General features: G+C 61.3%; 23 protein-coding genes and 1 pseudogene. 9 read left to right on the top strand and 15 right to left on the bottom strand.

Annotated elements, in window-relative coordinates:
• Positions 1-8 precede the first annotated feature (8 nt).
• Positions 9-1,358, bottom strand: a complete 1,350-nt coding sequence (locus CXQ82_RS26365) for a gluconate:H+ symporter (RefSeq protein WP_256581832.1) — start codon at positions 1,356-1,358, stop codon at positions 9-11.
• A gap of 248 nt (positions 1,359-1,606) precedes the next feature.
• On the opposite strand from CXQ82_RS26365, the gene CXQ82_RS26370 reads away from it, so the two are divergent.
• Complete coding sequence (locus CXQ82_RS26370) at positions 1,607-1,999, top strand: lysozyme inhibitor LprI family protein (RefSeq protein WP_101272972.1); 393 nt, start codon at positions 1,607-1,609, stop codon at positions 1,997-1,999.
• A gap of 106 nt (positions 2,000-2,105) precedes the next feature.
• Here the strand turns inward: CXQ82_RS26370 and CXQ82_RS26375 are convergent, their stop codons facing one another.
• The 5 genes and pseudogenes from CXQ82_RS26375 to CXQ82_RS26395 form a co-directional block, all read right to left on the bottom strand.
• The gene (locus CXQ82_RS26375) at positions 2,106-3,551 is read right to left on the bottom strand and encodes a SulP family inorganic anion transporter (RefSeq protein WP_101272973.1); all 1,446 of its coding nucleotides are present in this window, start codon (positions 3,549-3,551) and stop codon (positions 2,106-2,108) included.
• A gap of 206 nt (positions 3,552-3,757) precedes the next feature.
• A complete protein-coding gene (locus tag CXQ82_RS26380; RefSeq protein ID WP_101272974.1) occupies positions 3,758-4,651 on the bottom strand; it encodes an NAD-dependent epimerase/dehydratase family protein in 894 nt (297 codons plus the stop codon).
• A 103-nt stretch (positions 4,652-4,754) separates the two neighbouring features.
• The gene (locus tag CXQ82_RS26385) at positions 4,755-5,651 is read right to left on the bottom strand and encodes a LysR family transcriptional regulator (RefSeq protein ID WP_101272975.1); all 897 of its coding nucleotides are present in this window, start codon (positions 5,649-5,651) and stop codon (positions 4,755-4,757) included.
• Between the two features lie 63 nt (positions 5,652-5,714).
• Positions 5,715-5,816, bottom strand: a pseudogene (locus tag CXQ82_RS26390) (NADPH quinone reductase MdaB); the annotation flags it as partial.
• A 124-nt stretch (positions 5,817-5,940) separates the two neighbouring features.
• On the bottom strand, positions 5,941-6,705 hold the full coding sequence (locus CXQ82_RS26395) for a sulfite exporter TauE/SafE family protein (RefSeq protein WP_101272976.1): 765 nt from the start codon (positions 6,703-6,705) through the stop codon (positions 5,941-5,943).
• 189 nt (positions 6,706-6,894) lie between these two features.
• Here CXQ82_RS26395 and CXQ82_RS26400 point away from each other — a divergent pair, with 189 nt between their 5' ends.
• The gene (locus CXQ82_RS26400; protein ID WP_101272977.1) at positions 6,895-7,782 is read left to right on the top strand and encodes a LysR substrate-binding domain-containing protein; all 888 of its coding nucleotides are present in this window, start codon (positions 6,895-6,897) and stop codon (positions 7,780-7,782) included.
• Here the strand turns inward: CXQ82_RS26400 and CXQ82_RS26405 are convergent.
• Together CXQ82_RS26405 and kynU are read right to left on the bottom strand one after the other, a co-directional pair.
• The gene (locus tag CXQ82_RS26405; RefSeq protein WP_101272978.1) at positions 7,731-9,134 is read right to left on the bottom strand and encodes an amino acid permease; all 1,404 of its coding nucleotides are present in this window, start codon (positions 9,132-9,134) and stop codon (positions 7,731-7,733) included. The two genes, CXQ82_RS26400 and CXQ82_RS26405, sit on opposite strands and share 52 nt — an antisense overlap.
• Before the next feature lie 165 nt (positions 9,135-9,299).
• Positions 9,300-10,550, bottom strand: coding sequence for a kynureninase (gene kynU, locus CXQ82_RS26415; protein ID WP_101272979.1), 1,251 nt, complete (start codon positions 10,548-10,550; stop codon positions 9,300-9,302).
• Positions 10,551-10,694: 144 nt separating this feature from the next.
• On the opposite strand from kynU, the gene CXQ82_RS26420 reads away from it, so the two are divergent.
• On the top strand, positions 10,695-11,168 hold the full coding sequence (locus CXQ82_RS26420) for an Lrp/AsnC family transcriptional regulator (protein WP_016974903.1): 474 nt from the start codon (positions 10,695-10,697) through the stop codon (positions 11,166-11,168).
• Between the two features lie 106 nt (positions 11,169-11,274).
• On the opposite strand, the gene catA is transcribed toward CXQ82_RS26420, so the two are convergent.
• The 3 genes from catA to CXQ82_RS26435 are packed head-to-tail and all read right to left on the bottom strand — an operon-like array spanning position 11,275 to position 13,676.
• Positions 11,275-12,204 (bottom strand): catechol 1,2-dioxygenase, encoded by a 930-nt coding sequence (catA, locus tag CXQ82_RS26425; RefSeq protein WP_101272980.1) that lies wholly within the window; start codon positions 12,202-12,204, stop codon positions 11,275-11,277.
• Positions 12,205-12,245: 41 nt separating this feature from the next.
• Positions 12,246-12,536: a muconolactone Delta-isomerase gene (catC, locus tag CXQ82_RS26430; RefSeq protein ID WP_101272981.1), complete on the bottom strand. Its 291-nt coding sequence runs from the start codon at positions 12,534-12,536 to the stop codon at positions 12,246-12,248.
• A gap of 12 nt (positions 12,537-12,548) precedes the next feature.
• Entirely contained in the window at positions 12,549-13,676 is a 1,128-nt protein-coding gene (locus CXQ82_RS26435) for a muconate cycloisomerase family protein (protein WP_101272982.1), read from the bottom strand.
• A gap of 114 nt (positions 13,677-13,790) precedes the next feature.
• Between CXQ82_RS26435 and CXQ82_RS26440 the strand changes: the two genes are divergently transcribed.
• Positions 13,791-14,666: a LysR family transcriptional regulator gene (locus CXQ82_RS26440; RefSeq protein ID WP_101272983.1), complete on the top strand. Its 876-nt coding sequence runs from the start codon at positions 13,791-13,793 to the stop codon at positions 14,664-14,666.
• 36 nt (positions 14,667-14,702) lie between these two features.
• Here CXQ82_RS26440 and CXQ82_RS26445 read toward each other — a convergent pair whose 3' ends face one another.
• Entirely contained in the window at positions 14,703-15,695 is a 993-nt protein-coding gene (locus CXQ82_RS26445) for a helix-turn-helix domain-containing protein (RefSeq protein WP_101272984.1), read from the bottom strand.
• A 314-nt stretch (positions 15,696-16,009) separates the two neighbouring features.
• Here CXQ82_RS26445 and antA point away from each other — a divergent pair, with 314 nt between their 5' ends.
• The 4 genes from antA (at position 16,010) to CXQ82_RS26465 (ending at position 20,602) form a co-directional block, all read left to right on the top strand.
• A complete protein-coding gene (gene antA, locus CXQ82_RS26450) occupies positions 16,010-17,401 on the top strand; it encodes an anthranilate 1,2-dioxygenase large subunit (RefSeq protein WP_101272985.1) in 1,392 nt (463 codons plus the stop codon).
• Positions 17,401-17,892: an anthranilate 1,2-dioxygenase small subunit gene (gene antB, locus CXQ82_RS26455; RefSeq protein ID WP_101272986.1), complete on the top strand. Its 492-nt coding sequence runs from the start codon at positions 17,401-17,403 to the stop codon at positions 17,890-17,892. Before antA ends, antB begins: the two co-directional genes overlap by 1 nt.
• A 245-nt stretch (positions 17,893-18,137) precedes the next feature.
• Positions 18,138-19,145 (top strand): anthranilate 1,2-dioxygenase electron transfer component AntC, encoded by a 1,008-nt coding sequence (gene antC, locus CXQ82_RS26460; protein WP_101272987.1) that lies wholly within the window; start codon positions 18,138-18,140, stop codon positions 19,143-19,145.
• A 56-nt stretch (positions 19,146-19,201) separates the two neighbouring features.
• Complete coding sequence (locus tag CXQ82_RS26465; RefSeq protein WP_101272988.1) at positions 19,202-20,602, top strand: amino acid permease; 1,401 nt, start codon at positions 19,202-19,204, stop codon at positions 20,600-20,602.
• Positions 20,603-20,746: 144 nt separating this feature from the next.
• Here CXQ82_RS26465 and kynA read toward each other — a convergent pair whose 3' ends face one another.
• Together kynA and kynB are read right to left on the bottom strand one after the other, a co-directional pair.
• Complete coding sequence (kynA, locus tag CXQ82_RS26470) at positions 20,747-21,604, bottom strand: tryptophan 2,3-dioxygenase (protein ID WP_101272989.1); 858 nt, start codon at positions 21,602-21,604, stop codon at positions 20,747-20,749.
• On the bottom strand, positions 21,601-22,251 hold the full coding sequence (gene kynB, locus CXQ82_RS26475; RefSeq protein ID WP_101272990.1) for an arylformamidase: 651 nt from the start codon (positions 22,249-22,251) through the stop codon (positions 21,601-21,603). The genes kynA and kynB overlap by 4 nt, the downstream gene beginning before the upstream one ends.
• Before the next feature lie 364 nt (positions 22,252-22,615).
• On the opposite strand from kynB, the gene CXQ82_RS26480 reads away from it, so the two are divergent.
• A complete protein-coding gene (locus CXQ82_RS26480) occupies positions 22,616-22,960 on the top strand; it encodes a cupin domain-containing protein (RefSeq protein ID WP_003194115.1) in 345 nt (114 codons plus the stop codon).
• Between the two features lie 212 nt (positions 22,961-23,172).
• On the opposite strand, the gene mmsB is transcribed toward CXQ82_RS26480, so the two are convergent.
• Complete coding sequence (gene mmsB, locus CXQ82_RS26485; protein WP_101272991.1) at positions 23,173-24,060, bottom strand: 3-hydroxyisobutyrate dehydrogenase; 888 nt, start codon at positions 24,058-24,060, stop codon at positions 23,173-23,175.
• Between the last annotated feature and the right edge of the window lie 13 nt (positions 24,061-24,073).

Genomic DNA, 24,073 nt, shown 5'->3' on the forward strand with positions numbered 1-24,073 from the left:
CTCCGGAGTTACAAAATACAGGACAGACCGTAGGTCAGACCGAACGCGACCACCGAAATCAGCGTCTCCAATACGGTCCAGGTCTTGAAGGTCTGGATCACCGTCATATTGAAGTATTCCTTGATCAGCCAGAAGCCGCCGTCATTCACGTGGGAAAAGATCACCGAGCCCGCACCGGTAGCCAGCACCAGCAATTCAGGGTGTGGGTAACCCAGGCCCATGGCAACCGGCGCGACCACGCCGGATGCCGTGGTCATGGCCACGGTGGCCGAGCCGGTGGCAATACGCATCAACGCGGCGAACAGCCAGCCCATTACCAGTGGCGACAGGTTGAACGCATGGGCCAGGCCGAGGATTTCATTGGTCACGCCCGCGTCCACCAGGATGCGATTCAACCCGCCGCCCGCGCCCACCAGCAAGGTGATGCTGGCGGTCGGCGCCAGGCATTCATTGGTGAACTTGAGGATCGACTCGCGGTTGAAACCCTGTGCCAGGCCCAAGGTATAGAAACTCACCAGGGTTGCCACCAGCAGCGCGATCACCGAGTTGCCGATAAACAGCAGGAACTGGTTGAGAGCCGTGCCCGGCGTGGAAATCACATTGGCCCAACCGCCGATCATCATCAGCACCACCGGTAACAGGATGGTGCCCATGGTCAGCGCAAAACTCGGCAGACGGGTACGCGGCTCGCGCTCGATGAATTGGCGCTCCAGCGGGTTTTCCGCCGGCAATTGAATGCGCGGCACGATGAACTTGGCATACAGCGGGCCGGCGATGATCGCCGTGGGAATGCCGATGAGGATCGCGTAAAGAACGGTCTGCCCCACCGACGCGTTATACGCCAGCACCGCCATCATTGCCGCCGGGTGCGGTGGCACCAGCGCATGCACCACCGACAACCCGGCGACCATAGGCAGGCCGACCATCAGGATCGACACGCCCACGCGCCGTGCCACGGTAAAGGCGATCGGCACCAGCAACACAAAACCGACCTCGAAAAACAGCGGCAACCCCACCAGGAAGGCAATGCACACCATGGCCCAGTGGGCATTGCGCTCGCCAAAACGGTTGATCAGCGTGCGCGCCACCTGCTCGGCGCCGCCGGACTCGGCCATCATCTTGCCGAGCATGGTGCCCAGCGCCACCACCAGCGCAATATGCCCCAGGGTCTTGCCGACGCCCGCCTCATACGAGCCCATGACGGTGTCCGCCGGCATCCCGGCCATCAGCGCCAGGCCGATGGACACCAGGGTGATGACGATAAACGGGTTGAGTCGGTAACGTGCAATCAGCACGATCAATGCAATGATGGCGATGGCAGCATATGCCAACAGCCCAAAGCCCGGTGATGCGGCCATGCGGTACTCCTCGGAAAGGGTCACGTCGAATTGGTTGTGAAACTCATAAATCATTACCGAGGAGTATTTTCAATTTTTATGAAAGTAATTTTCGCCCAGGGATAAGCGCTGTCGCAGCGGGATATGCCCGACGCCAGTGCATGAAAATTCGGGGGGTGTTCTTACATGAAGTTTTTTGTCGCGTGGAAACTCAATGGCCAGGGCCGAGTCTCACAGGGCAGCCTTTTTCACCACCAGGAAAGCCAACAATGAAGCGCAAGACCCTGCTAGTTCCTTTCGCCGCCAGCGCGCTGCTCTTGGCGGTTTGCGGCAGCGCCGCGGCCGCCGACAATGCGGCCTTGAAAAAATGCATGGACAGCGCCAACACCACCGCCGACATGGTGGGCTGCAACGCCAAGGAAGCCAAAGTGCAGGACGATCGCTTGAACCGCGCCTACAAGACCGCCCTCGCCGCCCAGGAAGGCCCACGCAAACAACAGCTGCAAGACGTGCAGCGCCTGTGGATAAAGTACCGTGATGCCAATTGCGCCTTCGCCGGCAGCGCCACCGGCGGCACCATCGACCAGGTCAACGGCTCGGGCTGCGTGCTGGACATGACCCAGACCCGCGCCCAAGAGTTGGAAGACCTGGTCGGGCCGTGATTTTGTGGCGAGGGAGTTTGCTCCCGTTGGGCTGCGTAGCGGCCCCACGATTTTGGGAGTGCTACGCACTCCAGCGGGCGCAAATTCCCTCGCCACAGAGGCTCAGTCAGTCGTGATGCACCCGGGCGCGCTTGAGCAACTTTTTGCAGCGCTCCGACAAGTGCAGCACCCGCAGATGCTTGCCGGCCTTGGTGTAGCGCTCGCGCAGGGTCATCAGCGCAGCAATCGCTGAATAATCGACAAAGCTCAGGTGGCGGCAATCCAGCGTCACCTGGGGCGGGTCATTGGCCGGGTCGAATCGGTTCAAAAACGGCGTGGTCGAGGCAAAGAACAAGGTGCCGTGCAGGCGATAGAGCTTGCTGCCGTCGGCTTCCAGGTGCTCATCGGCATACAGCTCACGGGCTTGTTGCCAGGCAAAGTTCAGCGCGGCTATCACAATGCCGCAGAGCACTGCGGTGGCCAGGTCGGTGAATACGGTGATCACGGTGACCGCGAGAATGACCAACACATCATTGAGCGGGACTTTGTTGATGACCCGCAGCGACGCCCAGGCGAAGGTCTGCTGCGACACCACAAACATCACCCCGACCAGCGCGGCCAGCGGAATCCGCTCGATCAGCGGTGACAGAAACAGAATGAACAGCAGGATCATCACCCCGGCAAACACCCCGGAGAAACGCCCGCGCCCGCCGGAGCTCAAGTTGATCACGGTTTGTCCGATCATCGCGCAACCGCCCATGCCGCCAAACAGCCCCGAGACCATATTCGCCGCGCCCAGCGCCACGCTTTCGCGGTCGGGGTAGCCACGGGTTTCGGTGATTTCATCGGTGAGGTTCAGGGTCAGCAGAGTTTCCAGCAAGCCAACCATGGCCATCAGGAACGCGTAAGGCGCAATGATGGTGAGGGTTTCCAGGGTCCAGGGGATCTGCGGCAGTGCAAAGCTCGGCAGGCCACCGGCGATGTGGGCCATGTCGCCCAGGGTGCGGGTCGGCAGGCCGAGCAGGTACACCGCCAGGCCCACGCCCAGAATCGCCACCAGGGCCGGCGGTACTGCGCGAGTGAGGCGCGGCAACAAGTAGACGATGGCCATGGTCACCAGCACCAGGCCGGTCATCACATACAACGGCGTGCCGCTCAGCCAGGTTTCACCGCTCTTGAAATGCTCCAACTGTGCCAGCGCAATAATGATCGCCAGGCCGTTGACGAACCCCAGCATCACCGAGTGCGGCACCATGCGCACCAGTTTGCCCAGGCGCAGCAGGCCGAATGCGACCATGATCAGCCCGCCCAGCAGCACCGTGGCCAGCAAGTATTCCACACCGTGCTGCACCACCAACGCGACGATCACCACCGCCATCGAGCCGGCCGCGCCGGACACCATGCCAGGCCGGCCGCCGAACAACGCCGTGAGGGTGCAAATGATAAAGGCGCCGTAAAGCCCCATCAGCGGGTTGAGGTGGGCCACCAGGGCAAAGGCGATGCATTCGGGCAGTAACGCGAAAGACGTAGTGAGGCCGGCCAGGGCATCGGCGCGCAGACGGGTGAGGTTCATGGGGTACCAGGGCGTTGCGGGGGATAAGGCGGGGAATGGTACGGAATTGCGGCGGGTGGGGCCAGTAATGTGTAACAACAGATGGACCGAGTGGCCTTCTTCGCGAGCAAGCCCGCTCCCACACTGACCGAGTTCCAACTTTGGAATGCAGTCAAATGTGGGAGCGGGCTTGCTCGCGAAGAAGGCACCACAGTCTCAAGCGAACATCACACCATCTCGTTGCGAATCCACTCCACCACCGACGTCCGCTTCGGCGCCCAACCCAGCAGTTCGCGGGCATGCTTGCCACGCACTCGGCTGTTCGAACCCAGGCCGTAATTGGCCATTTCATAACCCCATTCGGCTTCAGCCTCGGCCAATGGCCAATCCTGCGGCTGGCCCAGGTTCAGGGCCTCGGCGATGGCTTTGGTCATGTCGATAAACGCCGCTTCGCTGCTTTCCACAAAGTAGAACGTGCCCGGGACATTCTTGGTCAACGCCAGCAGGTACAGCGCCACCACGTCTTCGATATGCACGTTGGACCAGATGTTCTGCCCGCTGCCCACGTGGCGCACCACCCCACTCTTGCGCGCCTGCTTGAGCAAACGTGGCAATTGCACGCTGTCACGCTTCACGCCCAGGCTGTGGCCGTAGATCAGGGTGTTGCAGATCACCGCCGAATTCACGCCGTCGTTGGCGGCGGCCAGGATCAGGTTGTCGATGGCCACGCGGGCGGCCTTGTCGACGGTCGGCTCAGGCAGGTTGTCTTCAAAGTAGATGACATCGCTGGCCTTGCCGCCCGACGCGTCGCCGACAATGCTCGAACCGCTGGTGTGCAGGAACGGCTTGTTCGAGCCTTTCAGGGCGGCCAGCAAGGTTTCCACGGCGGCACGATGGTCGCTGCTCGCGGCGTTGATCACCGCATCGGCCTTGTTGGCCTGCTCGGTCAGTACGGCGCTGTCGTCGAGGCTGCCGATCACCGGGGTAATGCCCAGTGCGGTCATTTCCGCGGCTTGGTCGGCGCTGCGTACCAGCCCGGTGACGTGATGGCCGGCCTTGACCAGGCCGGTGGCGATGGAACCGCCGATAAAGCCGGCGGCGCCGGTGACGAATACGTTCATGGAAGTCTCTCCTGACGGGGTAAGTGATGGGGCCAGTATCAAGGACCCGTCCCTGGCGAATAAGACCCGCTTGCCCAATTCAATCTTGCGCGCCGGTCACGAATCAGCAGGCGTACCGCACCAGCTTGGCTTGAATGAAGTCCAGGAAGCACTGGATTCGCAGCGCCAATTGCGAGTTGCGGTAGAACACCGCGTGAATCGGCTGGCGATAACCGCTGTTGTAGGCTTCCAGCACCGGCACCAGGCGCCCGGCGTTGATATCTTCGATGGTCATGAAGTTGGACAAGCAGCAAATGCCCTGCCCCTCCAGCGCCAGCTGCCGCAGGGTTTCGCCGCTGGAGGCGGCAATGCTCGGCTGGATCAGCCAGCGGTCGCCTTCCACATGGCGCAGCGGCCAGTGGTTGAGGGTCTCGGTCTGGGTGAAGCCCAACAAGGTGTGGTCCGCCAACTCGGCCACCGTAGACGGCGTGCCGAACTGCTTAAGGTAGTCGGGGCTGGCGAGGATATGCAGCGGCGTACAGCCCAGGGAGCGGGCATGCAAGGTGGAGTCGGCCAGGGCGCCAATGCGAATGGCGATATCGGTGCTCTGCTCGAGCAGGTCGATGATCAAGTCATCGCTGTTCAGCTCCAGCTGGATATCCGGGTACAAGCTACGGAATTCGGCGATGTACGGCACGATCCCATGCAGCATGAAGGGCACGGCAGCATTGATGCGCAGGCGCCCGGCCGGTTTTTTCTGGCGTGACGACAGGCGCTCTTCCAGCTCCTCCATCTGCGCCAGGATCACCTTGGCCTGTTCGAAGAAGTACTTGCCCTCTTCGGTCAGGTCCATCCGCCGCGTGGTGCGGTTGATCAGCGTGGTGTCGAGCTTGGCTTCCAGGCGCGACAAGGTGCGGCTGACCGCCGACGGCGTCTGCCCGATCTGCTCAGCCGCCGCGGAAATCGAGCCGCACTCAATCACGCTGACGAAGATCTGTAACTCATCGGATCGGGCTTTCACAGGCTGTCCTCGTTATCGATTCCCGCCAGCTTACACCGAGAGGTTGAACACCTGCGCCAGATGCTGCTCGTAGCACGCGACGGCGGCGTCGTGCAGGGTGGCGTTGTAGCGTCCGTCGGAATGCGCGAATTTCTTGCCGCCGTTGAGCAGAAGGACTTTTTTCATGGGAGGGAATTCAGAAGGTTAGAAAGGTCTGGGTGACAGACTATCGACTCGACCCTCTGGGAATAAGCAGCAGCACGGCAAAATGCATTTGATCAAAATGCACGAATAACTCGACACTCGTGAATTACCCACCGATCAACAAATGGCCACCCAACAGTGCCATGCCGACAAAAAACACCCGCTTGAACAACACCGCACTGATGCGCTGGCGCAGCACCTGTCCGAGCCACATCCCCAGCAGCGCGGGCACCAGGGCCAGCAAGGAGGCACTGACTTCGCCGCCGCCCAGCGTGCCGCGCCAGGCCAACCCGGCGGCCAGCGCCAGGGTGGACACGGTGAACGACAGCCCCAATGCCTGCACCAGTTGGTCGCGGTTCAGGCCCAGTGCCTGCAGATAAGGCACCGCCGGAATCACAAATACGCCCGTGGCCGAGGTGATAACCCCTGTGATCAGCCCACATAACGGGCCCAACCAGCGCTCGGTCTGAGGCTTCACCTTGAACGTTGGCAGGAATAGCCCGCTCAACGCATACACCAATAAAGCACCACCCAATGCACGCACCACCCAGTGGCCACCGTCCATGCCCAGCCACAACGTGCCGAGCCCGGTGCCGAGGAAAATCAGCAGCAGCATCGGCCATAGGCGTTTGAGCAACGCGCTCAGGTGGCCGCCGAATGCCAGTTGCCACAGGTTGGTGACGGTCGACGGGATGATCAGCAACGCCGCAGCCTGCGCCGGCAGCATAGCCAGGCCGAGCATGCCCATGGCGACGGTGGGCAGGCCGAGGCCGATCACGCCCTTGACGGTGCCGGCCAGCAGAAAGGTGCCGATCACCAGCAGGGTCAAGGTGAGGCCGAGGTTTTGGTAGAACGCTAGGAAGGTATTCATGGGGGAATTGTGGAGGTTTTCGATAGCGTCGGAAATTCGCCATATACTGAGGCAGCCTCTTGTTTAATGTGAGGCTGATGCAGTCATCGGGGGCAAGCCCCCTCCCACACTCTGTACTGTGAATACATCCAAATGTGGGAGGGGGCTTGCCCCCGATGGCGCCAGTCCAGTCACCGAAGAGCTTCAGCCATGCACTTTGACCTGATCGACCTGCGCCTCTACCTGCATATCCTCGATACCGGCAACATCACCGCTGGTGCGGCGCGCAGCCATTTATCCCTGGCCGCCGCCAGCGCGCGCATCCGGGCGATGGAGGCTTCGCTGGGCATCGAGTTTCTGCAGCGCGGCCGCCGCGGCGTCACGCCAACACCCGCCGGCAAGGCCCTGGCCCGCCACGCGCGCCTACTGCTGCAACAAGCCGATCACCTGCAACAAGACCTGGCCGAATACGCCAACGGCGTCAAAGGCCAGGTACGCCTGCTGTGCAACACCACCGCCCTCAGCGAATACCTGCCGGAGCTGCTGGCGGATTTCTTGCGCGAACACCCCAACCTCGACATTGACCTGCAAGAGTTGCCCAGCCTGCGCATCACTCAGGCCCTGCGCCAAGGCACGGCAGACCTCGGGATCATTTCCGACGCGGTAGACACCCACGGCCTGCAGACCCTGGCGTTTCGCGACGACCCGCTGGTGCTGATCATGCCCCTCGACCACCCACTGACCACCGCCAGTTTTATCGACAGCCTGCAATACGACTACGTGGGTCTGACCGCCAACAGCGCACTCTCGGTGTACCTGGAGGAACAGGCGCTGCACGCGGGCTTTCGCTTGCAAACGCGGATCCGCGCCGAGGGCTTTGATGGGGTGATCCGCATGGTCGCCCGCGGCGCCGGCCTGGGCATCGTGCCCCAGGCTGCGTTGGCGCGCGGGCCGGCGCGACCCAACGTCAAGGCCCACCCACTGCAAGAGGATTGGGCCTGCCGCAAGCTGCTGTTATGCGCGCGCTCGTTCGAACAACTGCCTGGCTACGCCAAGGCTTTGTTCGACGCCTTGGCCCTGCCCCTGAAGAACCCGTAATACACCGCCGACAGAATCACCAGGAACGGCACACCAAACACCAGGGTCATCTTGAATGCGTCGGTGAAATACGTGGTGATCATCACCGCGCCCATCAGCACCAGGCCAAGCACGGTGCTGTAGGGAAACAGGCGCAACTCAAAAGACAGTTTCGCCCCGCCATGGCGCTTGCGATAGCGACGGAAAAACAGGTGCGTGAGGAAGATCATGAACCAGGTGAAGATCGCGCCAAACATCGAGATCGCCATCATCAGGGTGAACGAGCTTTCCGGGTACACCACGTTCAGCAACGTCGCCAGGGCGATGCCCGAGCTGGACAGCAGCAACGCATTCAGCGGGATGCCGCTCTTGCTCAAGGCGCCCATGGACTTGGGCGCAAAGCCGGCGCGGGACAAGCTGAACATCATGCGCGTGGTGATATAGAGCTGGCTGTTCATCGCCGAGAGTGCAGCGATCAGGATCACGAAATTCATCACCCCGGTGGCACCGGGTATGCCGATGGTTTGCATCACCGTGACAAACGGGCTCTGGGCCTGGCCGGCCTGGTTCCACGGCACGATGGCCAGCATCAGCGCCAGGGTCAGCAGGTAAAACACCACCAGGCGCACGATGGTCGCGCGAAAAGCCTTCTTCACCGCCTGTTCCGGGTCAGCCGCTTCACCGGCCGCCACGGCGATCATTTCCACGCTCAAATAGCTGAAGATCGACACGATTACCGCGATCCACATCCCGCTCAGCCCATGCGCGAAAAAGCCGCCGTGGGCCGTGTAGTTCTGCACGCCGTAGTCCGGGTTGCCGGAGCCGAACACCACATACACCGCGAGGATGATGAAGCCGACGATGGCGCTGATCTTGATGGTGGAGAACCAGTATTCGAAATTGCCGAAGGTCTTCACGCTGATAGCATTGAGCAGGATCAGCACGCTGGAAAACGACACGATCCACACCCACTCCGGCACGTTGGCGAACCAGTACTTCATGTACATCGCCACCGCCGTGACCTCGGCGCCCACCGCCAGCACAATCGCCGCCCAGTAGGCATAGCGCACCAGGAAGCCGGCCAACGGGCTGATATAGAACTCGGCATACGCGCCGAATGAGCCCGAGGTGGAGTGGGCCACCGTCATCTCCGCCAGGCAACCCATCAGCAACAGGGTGATCAAGGCGCCGATGGCATAGCTCACCAGCACACTCGGGCCGGCATAACCGATGGCATAGGCGCTGCCCATGAACAGCCCGGTGCCGATGGCGCCACCGATGGCGATCATGCTCATCTGGCCGGAAGTGAGCTGGCGCCGCAGGCCCAGTTCGCGGTGGGTGATCTCGGCAAAGCCGTTGTCTGGCGTGGTCACGTTGGTGTGCCCCTTTATTATTGTGATTGCACGATTTTATGGCTAAACACGTCCCCCTGTGGGAGCGGGCTTGCTCGCGAATGCGGTGTGTCAGCCAATGGAAATGTTGACTGACACACCGCATTCGCGAGCAAGCCCGCTCCCACATTTTTGATTCGCGGAGTGTCAGGTCACGCTGTGACGGACTTTGAATTGCGGTTGGTTCCAGGTGTTCTCATCGAGGATTTCACCGAGGATTTCCACCGCGTCAAACACCTCGGTAAAGCTCGTATACAGCGGGGTAAAGCCAAAACGCATGATGCGCGGCTCGCGGTAATCACCGATCACGCCACGGGCGATCAAGGCCTGGATCACCGCATAACCTTCGGGGTGTTCGAAGCTCACGTGGCTGCCGCGACGGGCGTGTTCGCGCGGGGTGATCAGCACCAGGCCATGGGCGGCACAACGCGCTTCCACCAACGCGATAAACAGGTCGGTCAACGCCAGGGATTTACTGCGCAGGCTGGCCATATCGGTCTGTTCGAAAATTTCCAGGCCGCACTCCACCATCGCCAACGACGTGATCGGCTGGGTGCCGCACAAGTAACGTGCGATACCGGCGCTGGGCGCGTAGGTGGATTCCATGGCGAACTGTCGGGTATGCCCAAACCAGCCCGACAGCGGCTGGCGCACCAGGTCCACCAACGCCGGGTTGACCCACACAAACGCCTGGGAGCCAGGCCCGCCATTCAGGTATTTGTAGGTGCAGCCAATCGCATAATCAGCGCCGGCCTGGTGCAGGTCGATGGGCACCGCGCCTGCTGAGTGCGCCAGGTCCCAGATACTCAGCGCGCCGCATTCGTGGCTCAGGGCGGTGAGCGCCTGCATGTCGTACATATAGCCGGTCTTGTAGTTGACGTGGGTGAGCAGCACCACCGCCACGTCGGCGTCGATGGCCTGGGGCAGTTCGTCCGGGCTGTTCACCAGGCGCAGCGAATAGCCCTGTTGCAGTAGCTCGGCCAGGCCCTCGGCGATGTACAGGTCGGTAGGAAAATTGCTTGCTTCACTGACGATGACCTTGCGTGCAGGCGCGCGTTGACGCTGCACACTCAAGGCCGCGCTGAGCACCTTGAACAGGTTGATGGAGGTGGTATCGGTGATCACCACTTCACCGTCGCGCGCCCCAATCAGCGGCGCCAGCCGGTTGCCCAGGCGCTGGGACAACTGCGCCCAGCCGGCGCTGTTCCAACTGCGGATCAAGCCATTGCCCCACTCCTCGGCAATCACCGCCTGCGCCCGCGCCAACGCCGCCACCGGGCGTGCGCCGAGGGAGTTGCCGTCGAGGTAGATCACCCCTTCGGGCAAGGCGAACCGGCGACGCAAGGGCGCCAGCGGGTCTTGGGCGTCGAGGGCTTGGCAGTGGCTTCGAGTGGTCATGGGCAGTCCTGGTTCTTATCAGTGAAGATGGACCAAATAATGAACGAAGATTTACAGAATTTTCGTGCAAAGTGGTGGGTAACAAGCTAATTAAGCTGTAGGAAATTCGAATTTAACCCGAAAACAAGCGGATTTATTCTAACCATGATTCTTGATGCCACCGACCTGCGCCTCCTGCATTTCCTGCAACAGGATGGCCGTATCAGCAACCAGGAACTCGCGGAAAAAGTCGCCCTGTCGCCCTCCGCCTGCCTGCGCCGTTTGCGCCTGCTGGAGAGCGAGGGAATCATCAGCGGCTATCGCGCCGTGCTCAATGCCGAGCAATTGGGGATTGAGCTGGAAGCCATCGTGCACCTGTCGTTACGCCAGGACGTGGAGGATTGGCACGAGACGTTTATCAAGAAGGTGCAGGGTTGGCCGGAGGTAGCCAGTGCCTATGTGATCACCGGCGCCAGCAACTATGTGCTGCGGGTGCAGGCCAGGAATTTGAAGCACTTTTCGGACTTTATCGTGAACCACCTGAACCGCACGGCGGGGGTGATGGATATTCGTTCGGAGATTGTGTTGCAGAAGATCAAGGACCGGGATGAGGTCTTGGACCTGGTCATCCGCAAATGACCAGCCACACCACAAAACCCTGTGGGAGCTGGCTTGCCTGCGATGACGGTGGTGAAGGCACCATCGCCATCGCAGGCAAGCCAGCTCCCACATTTTTTAACCGCGTTCAATCTTCCAGGGCGCGGACTCGCTGCATGCGCTTTTGCTCTACCGGCGCCGACGCGGGCTGCAACTCAAAGTCAAAATCAATCTGCGCAAACCGCCCTTCCACGCCAAACTCCCGCGCCAACTGCTGATCGTCACTGAAGCGAATCTCGGCGATCAATTCATCCCGGGTCGCGTAGGCAAAATCGTCATGCAGGTACGGATCATCCGACAGGTTGATCTGCGTGGTCAGGTGCCGATGCCCCGGCGCCGAAATAAAGAAGTGGATATGCGCCGGCCGCTGGCCGTGGCGCCCGAGTTGGTCGAGCAATTGCTGGGTCGGGCCGGAGGGCGGGCAGCCGTAACCCGAGGGCACGATGCTGCGGAACCGGTAATTGCCCTGGGCGTCGGTCTCGATGCGGCGGCGCAGGTTGAATTCAGACTGGCTCGGATCGAACCAGGAATAGGTGCCGCCGGTGTTGGCCTGCCACACATCGACAATCGCCCCCGCCAACGGCTTGCCATCGGTGTCGCGTACTTGCCCGCGCATAAACAGCGGCGCCGCCGCATCCGTCCCATCATCCAGACGCGCTTCGTACTTGGACAGCGGCGCGCCGGCCACATACAGCGGGCCTTCGATGGTGCGCGGCGTGCCGCCGGATTTGCCGGCTTGTTCGTCGGCAGCGTCCATCAGCAAGTCCAGGTAATGCTCCAGGCCCAGCCCGGCTGCGAGCAAACCCGCCTCCTGGTTCTTGCCCAACTCGTTGAGGTAGTTGACCGCCTTCCAGAACTCTTCCGGGGTCACCTCCAGGTCTTCAATTATATTGACCGTATCGCGCAGGAGCCGGTAGATCAGCGCCTTGGTGCGCGGGTTGCCGGCGTCGTTGAGGTTACCGCTGGCTTCTTCGAGAAACTGTTGGGCGTGGGCAGTCTGGGACAGTCGGATGGACATGGTGCAATCCTCATCTTGTAATTATTAGGTGCAAAACAGGCTCAGCGGTCGTCCTCATGGATCGACGAAGGGTGACGGCACAAGGCGTTCACTTCGATGGCCATGTAAGGGTAGAGCGGCAGTTGCATCAGCAGGTCGTGCAGTTCCTGCACGCTGTCGACGTCAAACACGCTGTAGTTGGCGTAGAGCCCGGCGATGCGCCACAGGTGGCGCCATTTACCCTGCGCTTGCAGGCGCTGCGCCAGGGCTTTTTCTTCGGCCTTGAGGTTAGCTGCGCGTTCGGGGTTCATGTCGACGGGCAGGTTCACAGTCATTTTTACGTGAAACAACATGGCGGGCGCCTCTTAGTGTTTATCACGACGGAAGAACGCCAGGCGCTCTTCATCGATAGCCAGGCCCAGGCCCGGCAAGGTGGAGACATGCAGCTGGAAATCGCGGTAAAGCGGCGGCTCGGTAAGAATGTCTTCAGTCAGCAGCAGCGGGCCGAACAACTCGGTGTCCCACGCCAGCTTGTTCAAGGTCAGAAACGCATGCGCCGAGGCCAGGGTGCCGATGCCGCCTTCAAGCATGGTGCCGCCGTACAGGCCGATGCCCGCCGCTTCGGCAATCGCCGCCGTGCGCAACACCGCGCGGGGCCCGCCATTCTTGGCGATCTTGAGGGCGAACACCGAGGCCGCGCCTTCGCGAGCCAGGTTGAAGGCGTCTTCGACACATTCGATGGATTCATCGGCCATGATCGGCGCCGGGCTCGACCGGTTAAGCCGCGCCATGCCGCTACGGTTGTTGCGCGAGATCGGTTGCTCGATCAGGTCGATAGCGTTGTCGCCCAGCACTTTGCATGCACGCAGGGCCACGGCTTCGTCCCAGGCCTGGTTGACGTCGACGCGCACGCTGGCGCGATCGCCCAAGGCCTTTTTGATCGCAATCACGTGGGCCAGGTCGTGGCTGACTTCACCGGCGCCGATCTTCAATTTGAAGATGCGGTGGCGGCGCAGGTCGAGCATTTTTTCGGCCTCGGCAATGTCTTGTTCGGTGTTGCCGCTGGCCAGGGTCCAGGCCACCGGCAACGCATCGCGCACACGGCCGCCGAGCAGTTCACTGACTGGCAGGTTCAGGCGTTTGCCCAAGGCATCGAGCAAGGCGCTTTCGATCCCGGACTTGGCAAAGGTGTTACCGCGGATGCTGCGCTCCAGGCGCAACATGGCGGCGTTGATATTGCTCGCGTCCTGGCCAACCAGGAGCGGCGCGAAATGCCGGTCGATATTGATTTTGATGCTGTCGGGGCTTTCATTGCCGTAGCTCAAGCCGCCGATGGTGGTGGCTTCGCCGATGCCTTCGATACCGTCAGCGCAACGCACGCGGATGATCACCAGGGTCTGGTTTTGCATGGTGTGCATCGCCAGCTTGTGCGGGCGGATGGTGGGGAGGTCGACGATGATGGTTTCAATCGACTCGATGGCGCAAATCGGCATGGCAATACCCGTTGGGTTCTTTATAGGTTTGAGCCGATTTTGTCCCGCATCTTTCCAGGCTTCCAATATAGAATTAGTCTTAAGCAATACCCTCAAGGTATGAAAGGAGCCATCATGGAACTGCGACACCTGCGCTATTTCCAGGTGCTGGGGGAAACCCTCAATTTCACCCGCGCCGCCGAACGCCTGCACATCGCCCAGCCACCGTTGAGCCGGCAGATCCAGCAATTGGAGGATGAGCTTGGGGTGATTTTGCTCGAGCGTGGCCGCCCGCTGCGGTTGACCGAGGCTGGGCGGTTTTTCTATGAACACGCCAATGTATTGCTCGAACAGTTGAACAAAGTCTGCGACAGCACCCGGCGTATCGGCCAGGGCGAAAAGACCTGGCTGGGTATCGGCTTTGCGCCGTCGACCCTGTACGGCGTGCTGCCCGAACTGATTCGCCGGCTGCGCAACCACGACAGCCTGGAGCTGGAGTTGGGGCTGTCGGAAATGACCACCTTGCAACAGGTCGAAGCCCTCAAGGCCGGGCGCATTGATGTGGGCTTCGGGCGCATTCGCATCGACGACCCCGCCATCGTCCAGCGCGTACTGGTGGAAGACCGGCTGGTGGCCGTGCTGCCGGCCGGCCACCCCTTGCTCAAAGCCCCTGCGACCCTCGCCCAACTGGCCGCCGAGCCGTTTGTGCTGTACCCCGGCAACCCACGGCCGAGCTATGCCGACCATGTGATCGCGCTGTTCGACGCCCATGGCTTGAGCCTCAAGGTGGCGCAGTGGACCAACGAGTTGCAGACCGCTATTGGCCTGGTGGGCGCGGGTATGGGCGTGACGTTGGTGCCGGCCTCGGTGCAGGTGTTGCACCGTGCGGATATCGGCTATACGCCGGTGGTGGAGGCTACGGCGACTTCGCCGATCATTCTGAGTCGGCGGGTGAATGATCAGTCGCCGGGGCTGAGTCATTGTTTGCAGTTGGTCGAAGAGCTGATCTGAGATCTCACAAACACCACATTTTGATCTTCATCGGGGTCAGAGACTGCGTAGGCGGTTGCGCTGCAAGGTTTGGCTGGGGGACTCATCAAAGAGTTTTCTGTACTCCGCCGAAAACCGCCCAAGGTGAGTAAAGCCCCAGCCGAGGGCGATCTCGGAGATGGTGCGGATTGAACCGTGCTCGAGAATTTCCTGGCGCACGCCGCCCAGCCGGTGCTTCTTCAGGTAGGCCATGGGCGATAGCGCAAAGTACTTGCGAAAGGCATCGAACAGCTTGAAGCGCGAGACCCCGGTGGCGGCTTCCAGGTCTTCCAGGTGCACGGCTTCGCGGGCGTTGTCGTGGATGTATTGCCGCGCACGGACCAGATACTGCGGCAGCTTCACGCCGAGTACAGCGCGCAATTCTTCTGAATAGTTATTCGGCTGGGCGAGGATCAGCCCCTTGATCAGCGAACTTTCCAGGTCGCGGGTAAAGGCCGCCTGTTCATACAATTCGCTGCTGCGTTCCAGCTCGGCGATGAAGTAACGCGCCATGCGCCACCACGACGCCGACGCGCCGTCCACCGCATCCATCACCGACTCAAAGCGCAGCGGCGCCTCGATCGGCCGCTGCAGCAAGCCTTCCAGTGATTCACTCATCGCCGCCCGCGTGATCACCACTTGCAACTTGCGGCAGTCGCCGGAAATCGCCAGCACCTGGTGTTCGTTGGGCGCAATGATCACGCCCTGATCGCGATTGGAAATCAGCCGTTGGCCGTTCTTGCTCAACTCCTGCTCGCCCACCAGCGGCAGGGTCAGGCTGTAGCTGCTGAAGTGCTCGGCGTCTTCGATATCGATGGTCACATCGGTACCGTATTCGATCACGCCCAGGGTGGTGGCGCGGGACTTGAACACGTTGGCGCTGTGGTGAAAGCGCAGGCGCTCGGGCGTGGTCGTCGCCAGGCGGTGCGGCCCGCAGATGCCGGACATCCAGCTGCGGGCGCCTTCCAGGTCGAAGCGTTGAATATGGATATCGCGTGTATGGCTACTCATCAGGGGCACCCACGGCGGTTAGGCTTTGCGCGCTCTGACGGCGCGTCGTTATTGTTGTTGAACAGCAAGTTCTACGCCACGCCCGTACAAATGCAACGGGGTGGATAGCAACGGCCGACTATGTGGATAAGAACAGGACGCCTCCTACAGCGGCCCGAGCAGACAGTAGCGCATGACGTCACCCCGCCGCACCGTATTGGGTAGTTGCTGCCCAATTATCCGGCCCACCTTCCCCCACTAAGCGGATAGCCGCCCACCGCGTCGCAGCCTCTTAATGGCCTACCCGTTTTAGCCATTAACCAAAGGTGCCTCCCATGAGTGGTGCAAGAAGCGTCGAGCAATGGAAAAGCTTTATCGAAAGCTGCCTGGATTTTCGCCCGGCAGATGAGGTGTTCCGCATCGCCCGCGACATGTTCACCGAGCCGCAACTGTTCGATCTGGAGATGGAACTGATCTTCGAAAAAAACTGGATCTACGCCTGCCATGAAAGCGAGTTGGCGAATAACCACGACTTCGTGACGATGCGCGCCGGGCGCCAGCCGATGATCATCACCCGCGACGGCGAGGGCCGGCTCAATGCATTGATCAACGCCTGCCAGCATCGCGGCACCACCCTCACCCGCGTCGGCAAGGGCAACCAGTCCACCTTCACCTGCCCGTTCCACGCCTGGTGCTATAAGAGCGACGGTCGGCTGGTGAAGGTCAAGGCGCCGGGGGAATACCCGGACGGTTTCGACAAGGCCACGCGCGGCCTGAAAAAAGCCCGCATCGAGAGCTACAAGGGCTTCGTCTTCATCAGCCTCGACGTCAACGGCACCGACAGCCTCGAAGACTTCCTCGGCGACGCCAAAGTGTTCTTCGACATGATGGTCGCGCAGTCCGCCACCGGTGAGCTGGAGGTGCTGCCGGGCAAATCCGCCTACACCTACGACGGCAACTGGAAGCTGCAAAACGAAAACGGCCTGGACGGTTATCACGTGAGCACCGTGCACTACAACTACGTGGCCACGGTGCAGCATCGCCAGCAAGTGAACACCGAGAACGGCACCAGCGCCGGCAGCACCCTGGACTACAGCAAGCTCGGCGCCGGCGACGCGAATACCGATGACGGCTGGTTCGCCTTCAACAACGGCCACAGCGTGTTGTTCAGTGACATGCCCAACCCCAGCGTGCGCTCCGGCTACGCCACCATCATGCCGCGCCTGGTGGCAGAGCACGGCCAGCCAAAGGCCGAATGGATGATGCACCGCCTGCGCAACCTGAATATCTACCCGAGCCTGTTCTTCCTCGACCAGATCAGCTCGCAGCTGCGCATCATCCGCCCTGTGGCGTGGAACAAGACCGAGATCATCAGCCAATGCCTGGGGGTCAAGGGCGAGTCCGACGCCGACCGCGAAAACCGCATTCGCCAGTTCGAGGATTTCTTCAACGTATCGGGCATGGGCACGCCGGACGACCTGGTGGAATTCCGTGAAGCCCAGCGTGGCTTCCAGGGCCGCCTGGAGCGCTGGAGCGATATCTCCCGTGGCAGCCATCGCTGGGAAACCGGCCCCACGCCGAACAGCGAAGCCATCGGCATCACACCTGCGATGACCGGCACCGAATTCACCCATGAAGGCCTCTACGTCAACCAGCACCGCAACTGGCAGCAGTTCCTGCTCAACGGCCTGGACCGACAAGCGCTGAGCCTGCGGGAGGTTGAATGATGAATGCCCAATTGCAGTACCAGATCGAGCAGTTCTTCTACCGCATGTCCGAGCTGTGCGACGCCCAGGACTGGGACGCCTACGTGCAGTTGTTTGACCCGCAGAGTGAGTTCCACCTGCCGCAGTGGGACTCCGAACACGTCTACACCCGCGACCCCAAGCGCGAGATGTCGCTGATCTACTACGCCAACCGCTCTGGCCTGGAAGACCGCATCTTCCGCCTGCGCACCGGCAAGGCCGCGTCGGCCACGCCGATGCCACGCACCTTGCACCTGATCAACAACGTGCGCATCAGCGAGCAGGCGGATGGCACGCTGCAGGTGAAGTTGAACTGGCACACGCTGTTCTATCGCCTGGCCACCTCGGAGCAGTTCTACGGGCCTGCCACTTACCGCCTCAAACCCCACGGCGACAGCTGGCTGATCACGCGCAAGCACGCCTTGCTGCTCAACGACACCATCAACTCGGTGCTGGATTTCTATCACCTTTGAATAAGCGCTTTGTGCCGACTGGCCTGGCGGGCTTGTTGTGGCAAACGAGCTTGTTGTGGCGAGCGGGCTTGCCCGCGTTGGTCTGCGGAGCAGACCCAAAAAAGCCTGCGCATTCTTTGCTGGCAGAACGCGGTGCCTGGGCCAGGGGCTGCTTCGCAGCCCAACGCGGGCAAGCCCGCTCGCCACAAGAAGCCCATTCACCACAAGAAGCCCATTCACCACAAAAAAATAGGTGGAGTAAAAAAATGAATCACAAAGTGGCCTTCAGTTTTGCCGACGGCAAGACCCTGTTTTTTCCAGTGAGCGCGAATGAAATCCTGCTGGATGCGGCACTGCGTAACGGCATAAAAATCCCCCTGGATTGCCGCGAAGGCGTATGCGGCACTTGCCAGGGGCGGTGTGAGTCGGGCGATTACACCCAGGATTATGTCGACGAAGAAGCCCTCTCCAGCCTCGACCTGCAACACCGCAAGATGCTCAGTTGCCAGACCCGCGTGCAGTCCGACGCGGCGTTCTACTTCGACTTCGATTCCAGCTTGTGCAATGCACCCGGGCCGGTGCAGGTACGTGGCACGGTGAGCAAAGTGCAGCAGGTGTCGGCCAGCACCGCGATCCTGCAGGTGCAATTGGACCAGGCGCTGGATTTTCTGCCTGGCCAATATGCCCGGCTGTCGGTGCCCGGCACCGATAGTTGGCGCTCGTATTCCTTCGCCAACCTGCCGGGCCATCAGTTGCAATTCCTGATCCGCCTGCTGCCGGATGGGGTGATGAGCAACTACTTGCGCGAGCGTTGCCAGGTCGGTGACGAATTGCTGCTGGAGGCGCCGCTGGGTGCGTTCTACCTGCGCCACGTGACAAAACCGCTGGTGCTGGTGGCAGGCGGCACCGGCTTGTCGGCGCTGCTGGGCATGCTCGATGAACTGGCCGCCAGCGGCTGCACGCAACCCGTGCACCTGTATTACGGCGTGCGCGGTGCCGAGGACCTGTGCGAAGCGGCGCGCATCCAGGCCTACGCGCCAAAGATCCCAGGCTTTCGCTACACCGAGGTGCTGAGCAACCCGTCGCCCGAGTGGCCCGGCAAGCGCGGTTACCTCAGCGAGCATTTCGACCTGGCCGAATTGCGGGATACATCGGCGGATATGTACCTGTGCGGCCCCCCGCCGATGGTCGAATCCATCCAACAATGGCTGGCGGATCAGGCACTTGATGGCGTTCAGCTGTATTACGAAAAGTTTACGCAGAGTAATATCTGACCCCTCAGCACTTCTGATGGGCTCAACCCAGAGAATACAAGTAGAAGGGAATGTTAATGGCGGATGACATGGTTAACCCGGTAGGCCTCAAGCGTGGCCTGAAGAACCGGCATATTCAGCTGATCGCCTTGGGAGGGGCGATTGGCACGGGGCTGTTCCTCGGCTCGGCCGGGGTGCTCAAGTCGGCGGGGCCGTCGATGATCCTCGGTTACGCGATTGCCGGTTTTATCGCGTTCCTGATCATGCGCCAACTTGGCGAGATGATCGTCGAGGAGCCGGTGGCCGGCTCCTTCAGCCACTTCGCGCACAAATACTGGGGCGGCTACGCGGGCTTCCTGGCGGGCTGGAACTACTGGGTGCTCTACGTGCTGGTGGGCATGGCCGAACTGACGGCCGTGGGCAAGTACATTCAGTTCTGGTGGCCGGAGATCCCGACCTGGGTCAGCGCGCTGGTGTTCTTCGTGGCGGTGAACCTGATCAACACCCTCAATGTGAAGTTCTTCGGTGAAGCCGAGTTCTGGTTTGCGATCATCAAGGTGGTGGCGATTGTCGGCATGATCGTGCTCGGCTGCTACCTGCTGTTCAGCGGTACCGGCGGCCCACAAGCCTCGTTCAGCAACCTGTGGAGCCACGGCGGGTTCTTCCCGAACGGCGGCATGGGGCTGTTGATGGCCATGGCCTTCATCATGTTCTCGTTCGGTGGCCTGGAGCTGGTGGGCATCACCGCCGCCGAGGCCAGTGAGCCGCGCAAGGTGATCCCCAAGGCGATCAACCAGGTGGTGTACCGCATCCTGATTTTCTATGTCGGCGCCCTCACCGTGCTGCTGTCGCTGTACCCGTGGGACCAGTTGCTGCAAACCCTCGGCGCGTCGGGCGATGCCTACAGCGGCAGCCCGTTTGTGCAGATCTTCTCGTTGATCGGTAACGACACCGCCGCGCACATCCTCAACTTCGTGGTGCTGACCGCGGCGCTGTCGGTGTACAACAGCGGCGTGTACTGCAACAGCCGCATGCTGTTCGGCCTGGCCGAGCAAGGCGATGCACCCAAGGCGCTGATGAAGCTGAATAAACAAGGCGTGCCGCTGCGCGCCCTGGCGATTTCAGCGTTGGTGACGATGCTCTGCGTGGTGGTCAACTACGTGGCGCCGCAAAGTGCGCTGGAGCTGCTGTTTGCGCTGGTGGTTGCTTCGCTGATGATCAACTGGGCGCTGATCAGCATCACCCACATCAAGTTCCGCAAGGCCATGGGCGAGCAAGGCGTAACGCCGTCGTTCAAGACCTTCTGGTTCCCGTTCAGCAACTACCTGTGCCTGGCGTTCATGCTGATGATCATCAGCGTGATGCTGGCGATCCCGGGCATTCGTGAGTCGGTGTATGCGATGCCGGTGTGGGTGGGGGTTATCTATGTGGCGTATCGGTTGCGGATGAAAAACGCGAAAGTAGCCGTGACGCAGTAACCCCTGTGGGAGCGGGCTTGCTCGCGAATACGGAGTGTCAGCCAGCCCATCCGGTGACTGACTCACCGTATTCGCGAGCAAGCCCGCTCCCACATTTTTGATCGCATTCCACTGAAAAAGCCCCGGTTATCCGGGGCTTTTTGTTTAGAGCGTGGAGCGTACTCGCCATAGCTCGGGGAACAGCACGGTATCGAGCATCTTGCGCAAATACCCCACCCCTTCCGTGCCGCCTGTGCCCGGCTGGAAGCCGATAATCCGCTCCACCGTGGTCACATGCCTGAAGCGCCACTGGCGGAAGGAATCTTCCAGGTCGATAAACTTCTCGGCCAACTGATACAAATCCCAGTAGCGGCTCGGGTCGCGATACACCTCACGCCACGCCGCCTCCACGGATTCATCGTGCACCGTGGCCGCCGTCGGGTCGCGTTCGGCGCGGGCCGGGTCAATCGCCAGGCCCGCCTTGGCCATCAGGTTGATCGCCTCGTCATACAGCGACGGCGTGGCAATCGCCACTTTCAACTCGTTCAGCAGTTCCGGCCGATGGGCGTGGGGCCGCAACAGCGCCGCACTTTTATTGCCGAGGATAAATTCGATCTCACGGTACTGGAACGACTGGAACCCCGACGACTGCCCCAGGAATGGGCGGATCGCCTTGTATTCCGATGGCGTCATCGTCGCCAGCACCGCCCAGGCGTGCACCAGTTGATCAAAGATCCGCGACACCCGCGCCAGCATCTTGAACGCCGGCGCCAGCTCGCCCAGGCGCACGTGCTCGCGGGCGGCCTTGAGTTCGTGGAGCATCAGTTTCATCCACAGCTCGGACGTCTGGTGCTGGATGATAAACAGCATCTCGTTGTGGTCCGGCGACAGCGGGTGCTGGGCACTGAGGACTTTGCCCAGGTCCAGGTAGTCGCCGTAGCTCATGGACTCGGAAAAATTCAGTTCAGCGTTATGCCATTCTTCGGGCGGCTGATAATCGGGAGAAAAAGGACACTGGCTCATCGCGTGGGCTCCTTGAGCGGGCGCAGAATGGCGCGGACGGGGCTGGCGTCGAGGTTGGCAAAGCGCAGCGGCAGCGCGATCAATTCATAGTCGCCCTCCGGTACGTCATCGAGCACGATGCCTTCGAGAATCGCCATGCCATGGCGGGCCACGGCGTTGTGGGAATCCATGGTCTTGGACTGTTGCGGGTCCAGGGACGGGGTGTCGATACCAATCAGGCGCACGCCCAGGCTGGCGAGCAGCTCGATGGTTTGCGGGGCGATAGCGGTGAAATTCGAATCCCATTCAGTCAGCGGCGCTTGTGGATAAGTACGCAGCAGGACCCGCTCCGGCAAGTTATCCACACGCCCCTGCAGTTGATGCGGCTGCACCAGCGCGCCGCTGCCCAGGCAATGCAGCACGCGGCACGGGCCCATGTACACGTCCAGTGACACCTCGCCAATCGGCGCACCGTCCGCGCTGTAATGCAGCGGCGCATCCACGTGGGCGCCGGTGTGTGGTGACAACGTAATGCGCCCGACATTCACCGGGCACTCCGGGCCGAACTGCCATACGCGCTCTTCCTGGAACGGCGTATCCCCCGGCCAGGTCGGGGTCGCCGTACTCAAGGGCGGGCTGATATCCCACCACGTTTTTATAGGGTTCATTTCAAGGCTCTCACTCGTTCTGGAGTGAATGATACGAGGGCCTGCTGCGAATTTTCTTGCGAATTCCTGCGTCAGGCGGGAAATCTTTCGCACTTACTGCGAGGAAATGGCCAATTCGCGCTCGGAAATGCCGTACGAGATCCAATGTGGGAGGGGGCTTGCCCCCGATGGCGGTGGATCAGTTGACACCTGTGCCGGCAGCCCCACAGCCATCGGGGGCAAGCCCCCTCCCACACTGGATGCAAATAGCCTGGAGGATTGCATTCGCCTGCGCTTCTGGGCATCTCGATGTCGAGTTCAGACCACTGCCACAGCGCCCGAGGCCTTAGGGTGCATCTTTCCATTGGCCTGCCTCGGAGACACCATGTCCAAGCCCATCACCGTACTGCGCGACACCCACCCTTTGCCGGTCCTGGATGCCTGTAAATGGGAAAAGCTCGAAGGCGACCCACACACCGTCAACCTCAACGCCTACACCAGCGAAGACGGCAGCAAGATCATGGGCACCTGGATCTGCACACCGGGCAAGTGGTACGTGGAATACGTTAAGTGGGAATACTGCCACTTCCAGGAAGGCTACTGCGTGATCACGCCAGAAGGCATGGCGCCGATTCACCTGCGGGCTGGGGATATCTTCGTGGTGGAACCGGGGATGAAGGGGACGTGGGAAGTGGTCGAGACGGTGCGAAAGTATTTTGTGTTTGCGTGAGCCACTCCTACAGCCAACCGTTTGCTTGTGGAGAACTGGCTTGTTGTGGCGAGCGGGCTTGCCCGCGTTGGGCTGCGTAGCAGCCCCATATGCCCTCACCACGATCGTTCTGAAAGATCGCAGTGTTTGGATCGGGGGCTGCTTCGCAGCCCAACGCGGGCAAGCCCGCTCGCCACAAGAAGGCGGTTTGCCACAGTTAAGCCGATCACCGCCTACTTAGGCTTGCGATAGCTATTGATGATCGCCGAGAAGTCCTTGCCGCCTTCCCCGCGCTGGCTCATCGATTGATACAACTGCTGGGCCACAGCGCCCAGAATCACCGGTTGCTTCGCCTGGCGCGCGGCTTCGGTGGCCAGGCCCAAGTCCTTGAGCATCAGGTCGGCACCAAACCCACCGGTATAACCCCGAGATGACGGCGCAGTTTCGATCACGCCCGGCCACGGGTTGTAGGTGTCGGAACTCCAGCAGCGCCCGGTGGAGCTGTTGATGATCCCCGCCAGCACTTGGGTGTCGATGCCCAGTGCATCGCCCAACGCCATGGCTTCGCTGACGCCGACCATGCTGATACCCAGCAACAGGTTGTTGCAGATTTTGGCGATTTGCCCGGTGCCCACCTCGCCGCAATGCACGATGTTACGGCCCATTTGCGCCAGCACCGGTTGCAGCGTGGCGAACAGTTCCGGGGTGGCGCCGACCATGAAGGTCAGGGTGCCCGCCTGTGCGCCGCCAGTGCCGCCGGAGACAGGCGCGTCAGCCACCGTCACGCCTTGCTTGGCCGCAGCCGCCGCCACATCGCGGATGGTTTGTGGGTCGATGGTGCTGCAATCGACTGCCGGCACGCCGTTGCCGATACCGGCGAGTACGCCGTCTTCATTCAACCAGACAGCGCGAACGTGGGCCGCGGCCGGCAGCATGGTGATCACCAGCTCGGCGCCTTGGGCCGCATCACGCGGCGAGTCGCTGATGCTGCCGCCCAGCTCGGCCAGTTCCTTGAGCACGGCCTGGTTCAGGTCGAACAGGTTCAGCGCGTGGCCGGCCTTGATCAGGTTGCGGGCCATGGGCGCGCCCATGTTGCCCAAGCCGATAAATGCAATTTTCATGGTGGTCTCCCGG

This window comes from Pseudomonas sp. S09G 359 (assembly GCF_002843605.1).
In the GTDB taxonomy this organism is placed as follows: domain Bacteria; phylum Pseudomonadota; class Gammaproteobacteria; order Pseudomonadales; family Pseudomonadaceae; genus Aquipseudomonas.

Coding starts and splice junctions, on each gene's coding strand:
- CXQ82_RS26370 (WP_101272972.1), top strand. CDS start 1,607: ATGAAGCGCAAGACCCTGCTAGTTCCTTTCGCCGCCAGCGCGCTGCTC.
- CXQ82_RS26465 (WP_101272988.1), top strand. CDS start 19,202: ATGGCGGATGACATGGTTAACCCGGTAGGCCTCAAGCGTGGCCTGAAG.
- CXQ82_RS26435 (WP_101272982.1), bottom strand. CDS start 13,676: ATGCCGATTTGCGCCATCGAGTCGATTGAAACCATCATCGTCGACCTC.
- CXQ82_RS26420 (WP_016974903.1), top strand. CDS start 10,695: ATGATTCTTGATGCCACCGACCTGCGCCTCCTGCATTTCCTGCAACAG.
- catA (WP_101272980.1), bottom strand. CDS start 12,204: ATGTCCATCCGACTGTCCCAGACTGCCCACGCCCAACAGTTTCTCGAA.
- antC (WP_101272987.1), top strand. CDS start 18,138: ATGAATCACAAAGTGGCCTTCAGTTTTGCCGACGGCAAGACCCTGTTT.
- kynA (WP_101272989.1), bottom strand. CDS start 21,604: ATGAGCCAGTGTCCTTTTTCTCCCGATTATCAGCCGCCCGAAGAATGG.
- kynB (WP_101272990.1), bottom strand. CDS start 22,251: ATGAACCCTATAAAAACGTGGTGGGATATCAGCCCGCCCTTGAGTACG.
- CXQ82_RS26395 (WP_101272976.1), bottom strand. CDS start 6,705: ATGAATACCTTCCTAGCGTTCTACCAAAACCTCGGCCTCACCTTGACC.
- catC (WP_101272981.1), bottom strand. CDS start 12,536: ATGTTGTTTCACGTAAAAATGACTGTGAACCTGCCCGTCGACATGAAC.
- CXQ82_RS26445 (WP_101272984.1), bottom strand. CDS start 15,695: ATGAGTAGCCATACACGCGATATCCATATTCAACGCTTCGACCTGGAA.
- CXQ82_RS26440 (WP_101272983.1), top strand. CDS start 13,791: ATGGAACTGCGACACCTGCGCTATTTCCAGGTGCTGGGGGAAACCCTC.
- kynU (WP_101272979.1), bottom strand. CDS start 10,550: ATGACCACTCGAAGCCACTGCCAAGCCCTCGACGCCCAAGACCCGCTG.
- CXQ82_RS26480 (WP_003194115.1), top strand. CDS start 22,616: ATGTCCAAGCCCATCACCGTACTGCGCGACACCCACCCTTTGCCGGTC.
- CXQ82_RS26365 (WP_256581832.1), bottom strand. CDS start 1,358: ATGGCCGCATCACCGGGCTTTGGGCTGTTGGCATATGCTGCCATCGCC.
- CXQ82_RS26375 (WP_101272973.1), bottom strand. CDS start 3,551: ATGAACCTCACCCGTCTGCGCGCCGATGCCCTGGCCGGCCTCACTACG.
- CXQ82_RS26380 (WP_101272974.1), bottom strand. CDS start 4,651: ATGAACGTATTCGTCACCGGCGCCGCCGGCTTTATCGGCGGTTCCATC.
- antA (WP_101272985.1), top strand. CDS start 16,010: ATGAGTGGTGCAAGAAGCGTCGAGCAATGGAAAAGCTTTATCGAAAGC.
- CXQ82_RS26400 (WP_101272977.1), top strand. CDS start 6,895: ATGCACTTTGACCTGATCGACCTGCGCCTCTACCTGCATATCCTCGAT.
- mmsB (WP_101272991.1), bottom strand. CDS start 24,060: ATGAAAATTGCATTTATCGGCTTGGGCAACATGGGCGCGCCCATGGCC.
- antB (WP_101272986.1), top strand. CDS start 17,401: ATGAATGCCCAATTGCAGTACCAGATCGAGCAGTTCTTCTACCGCATG.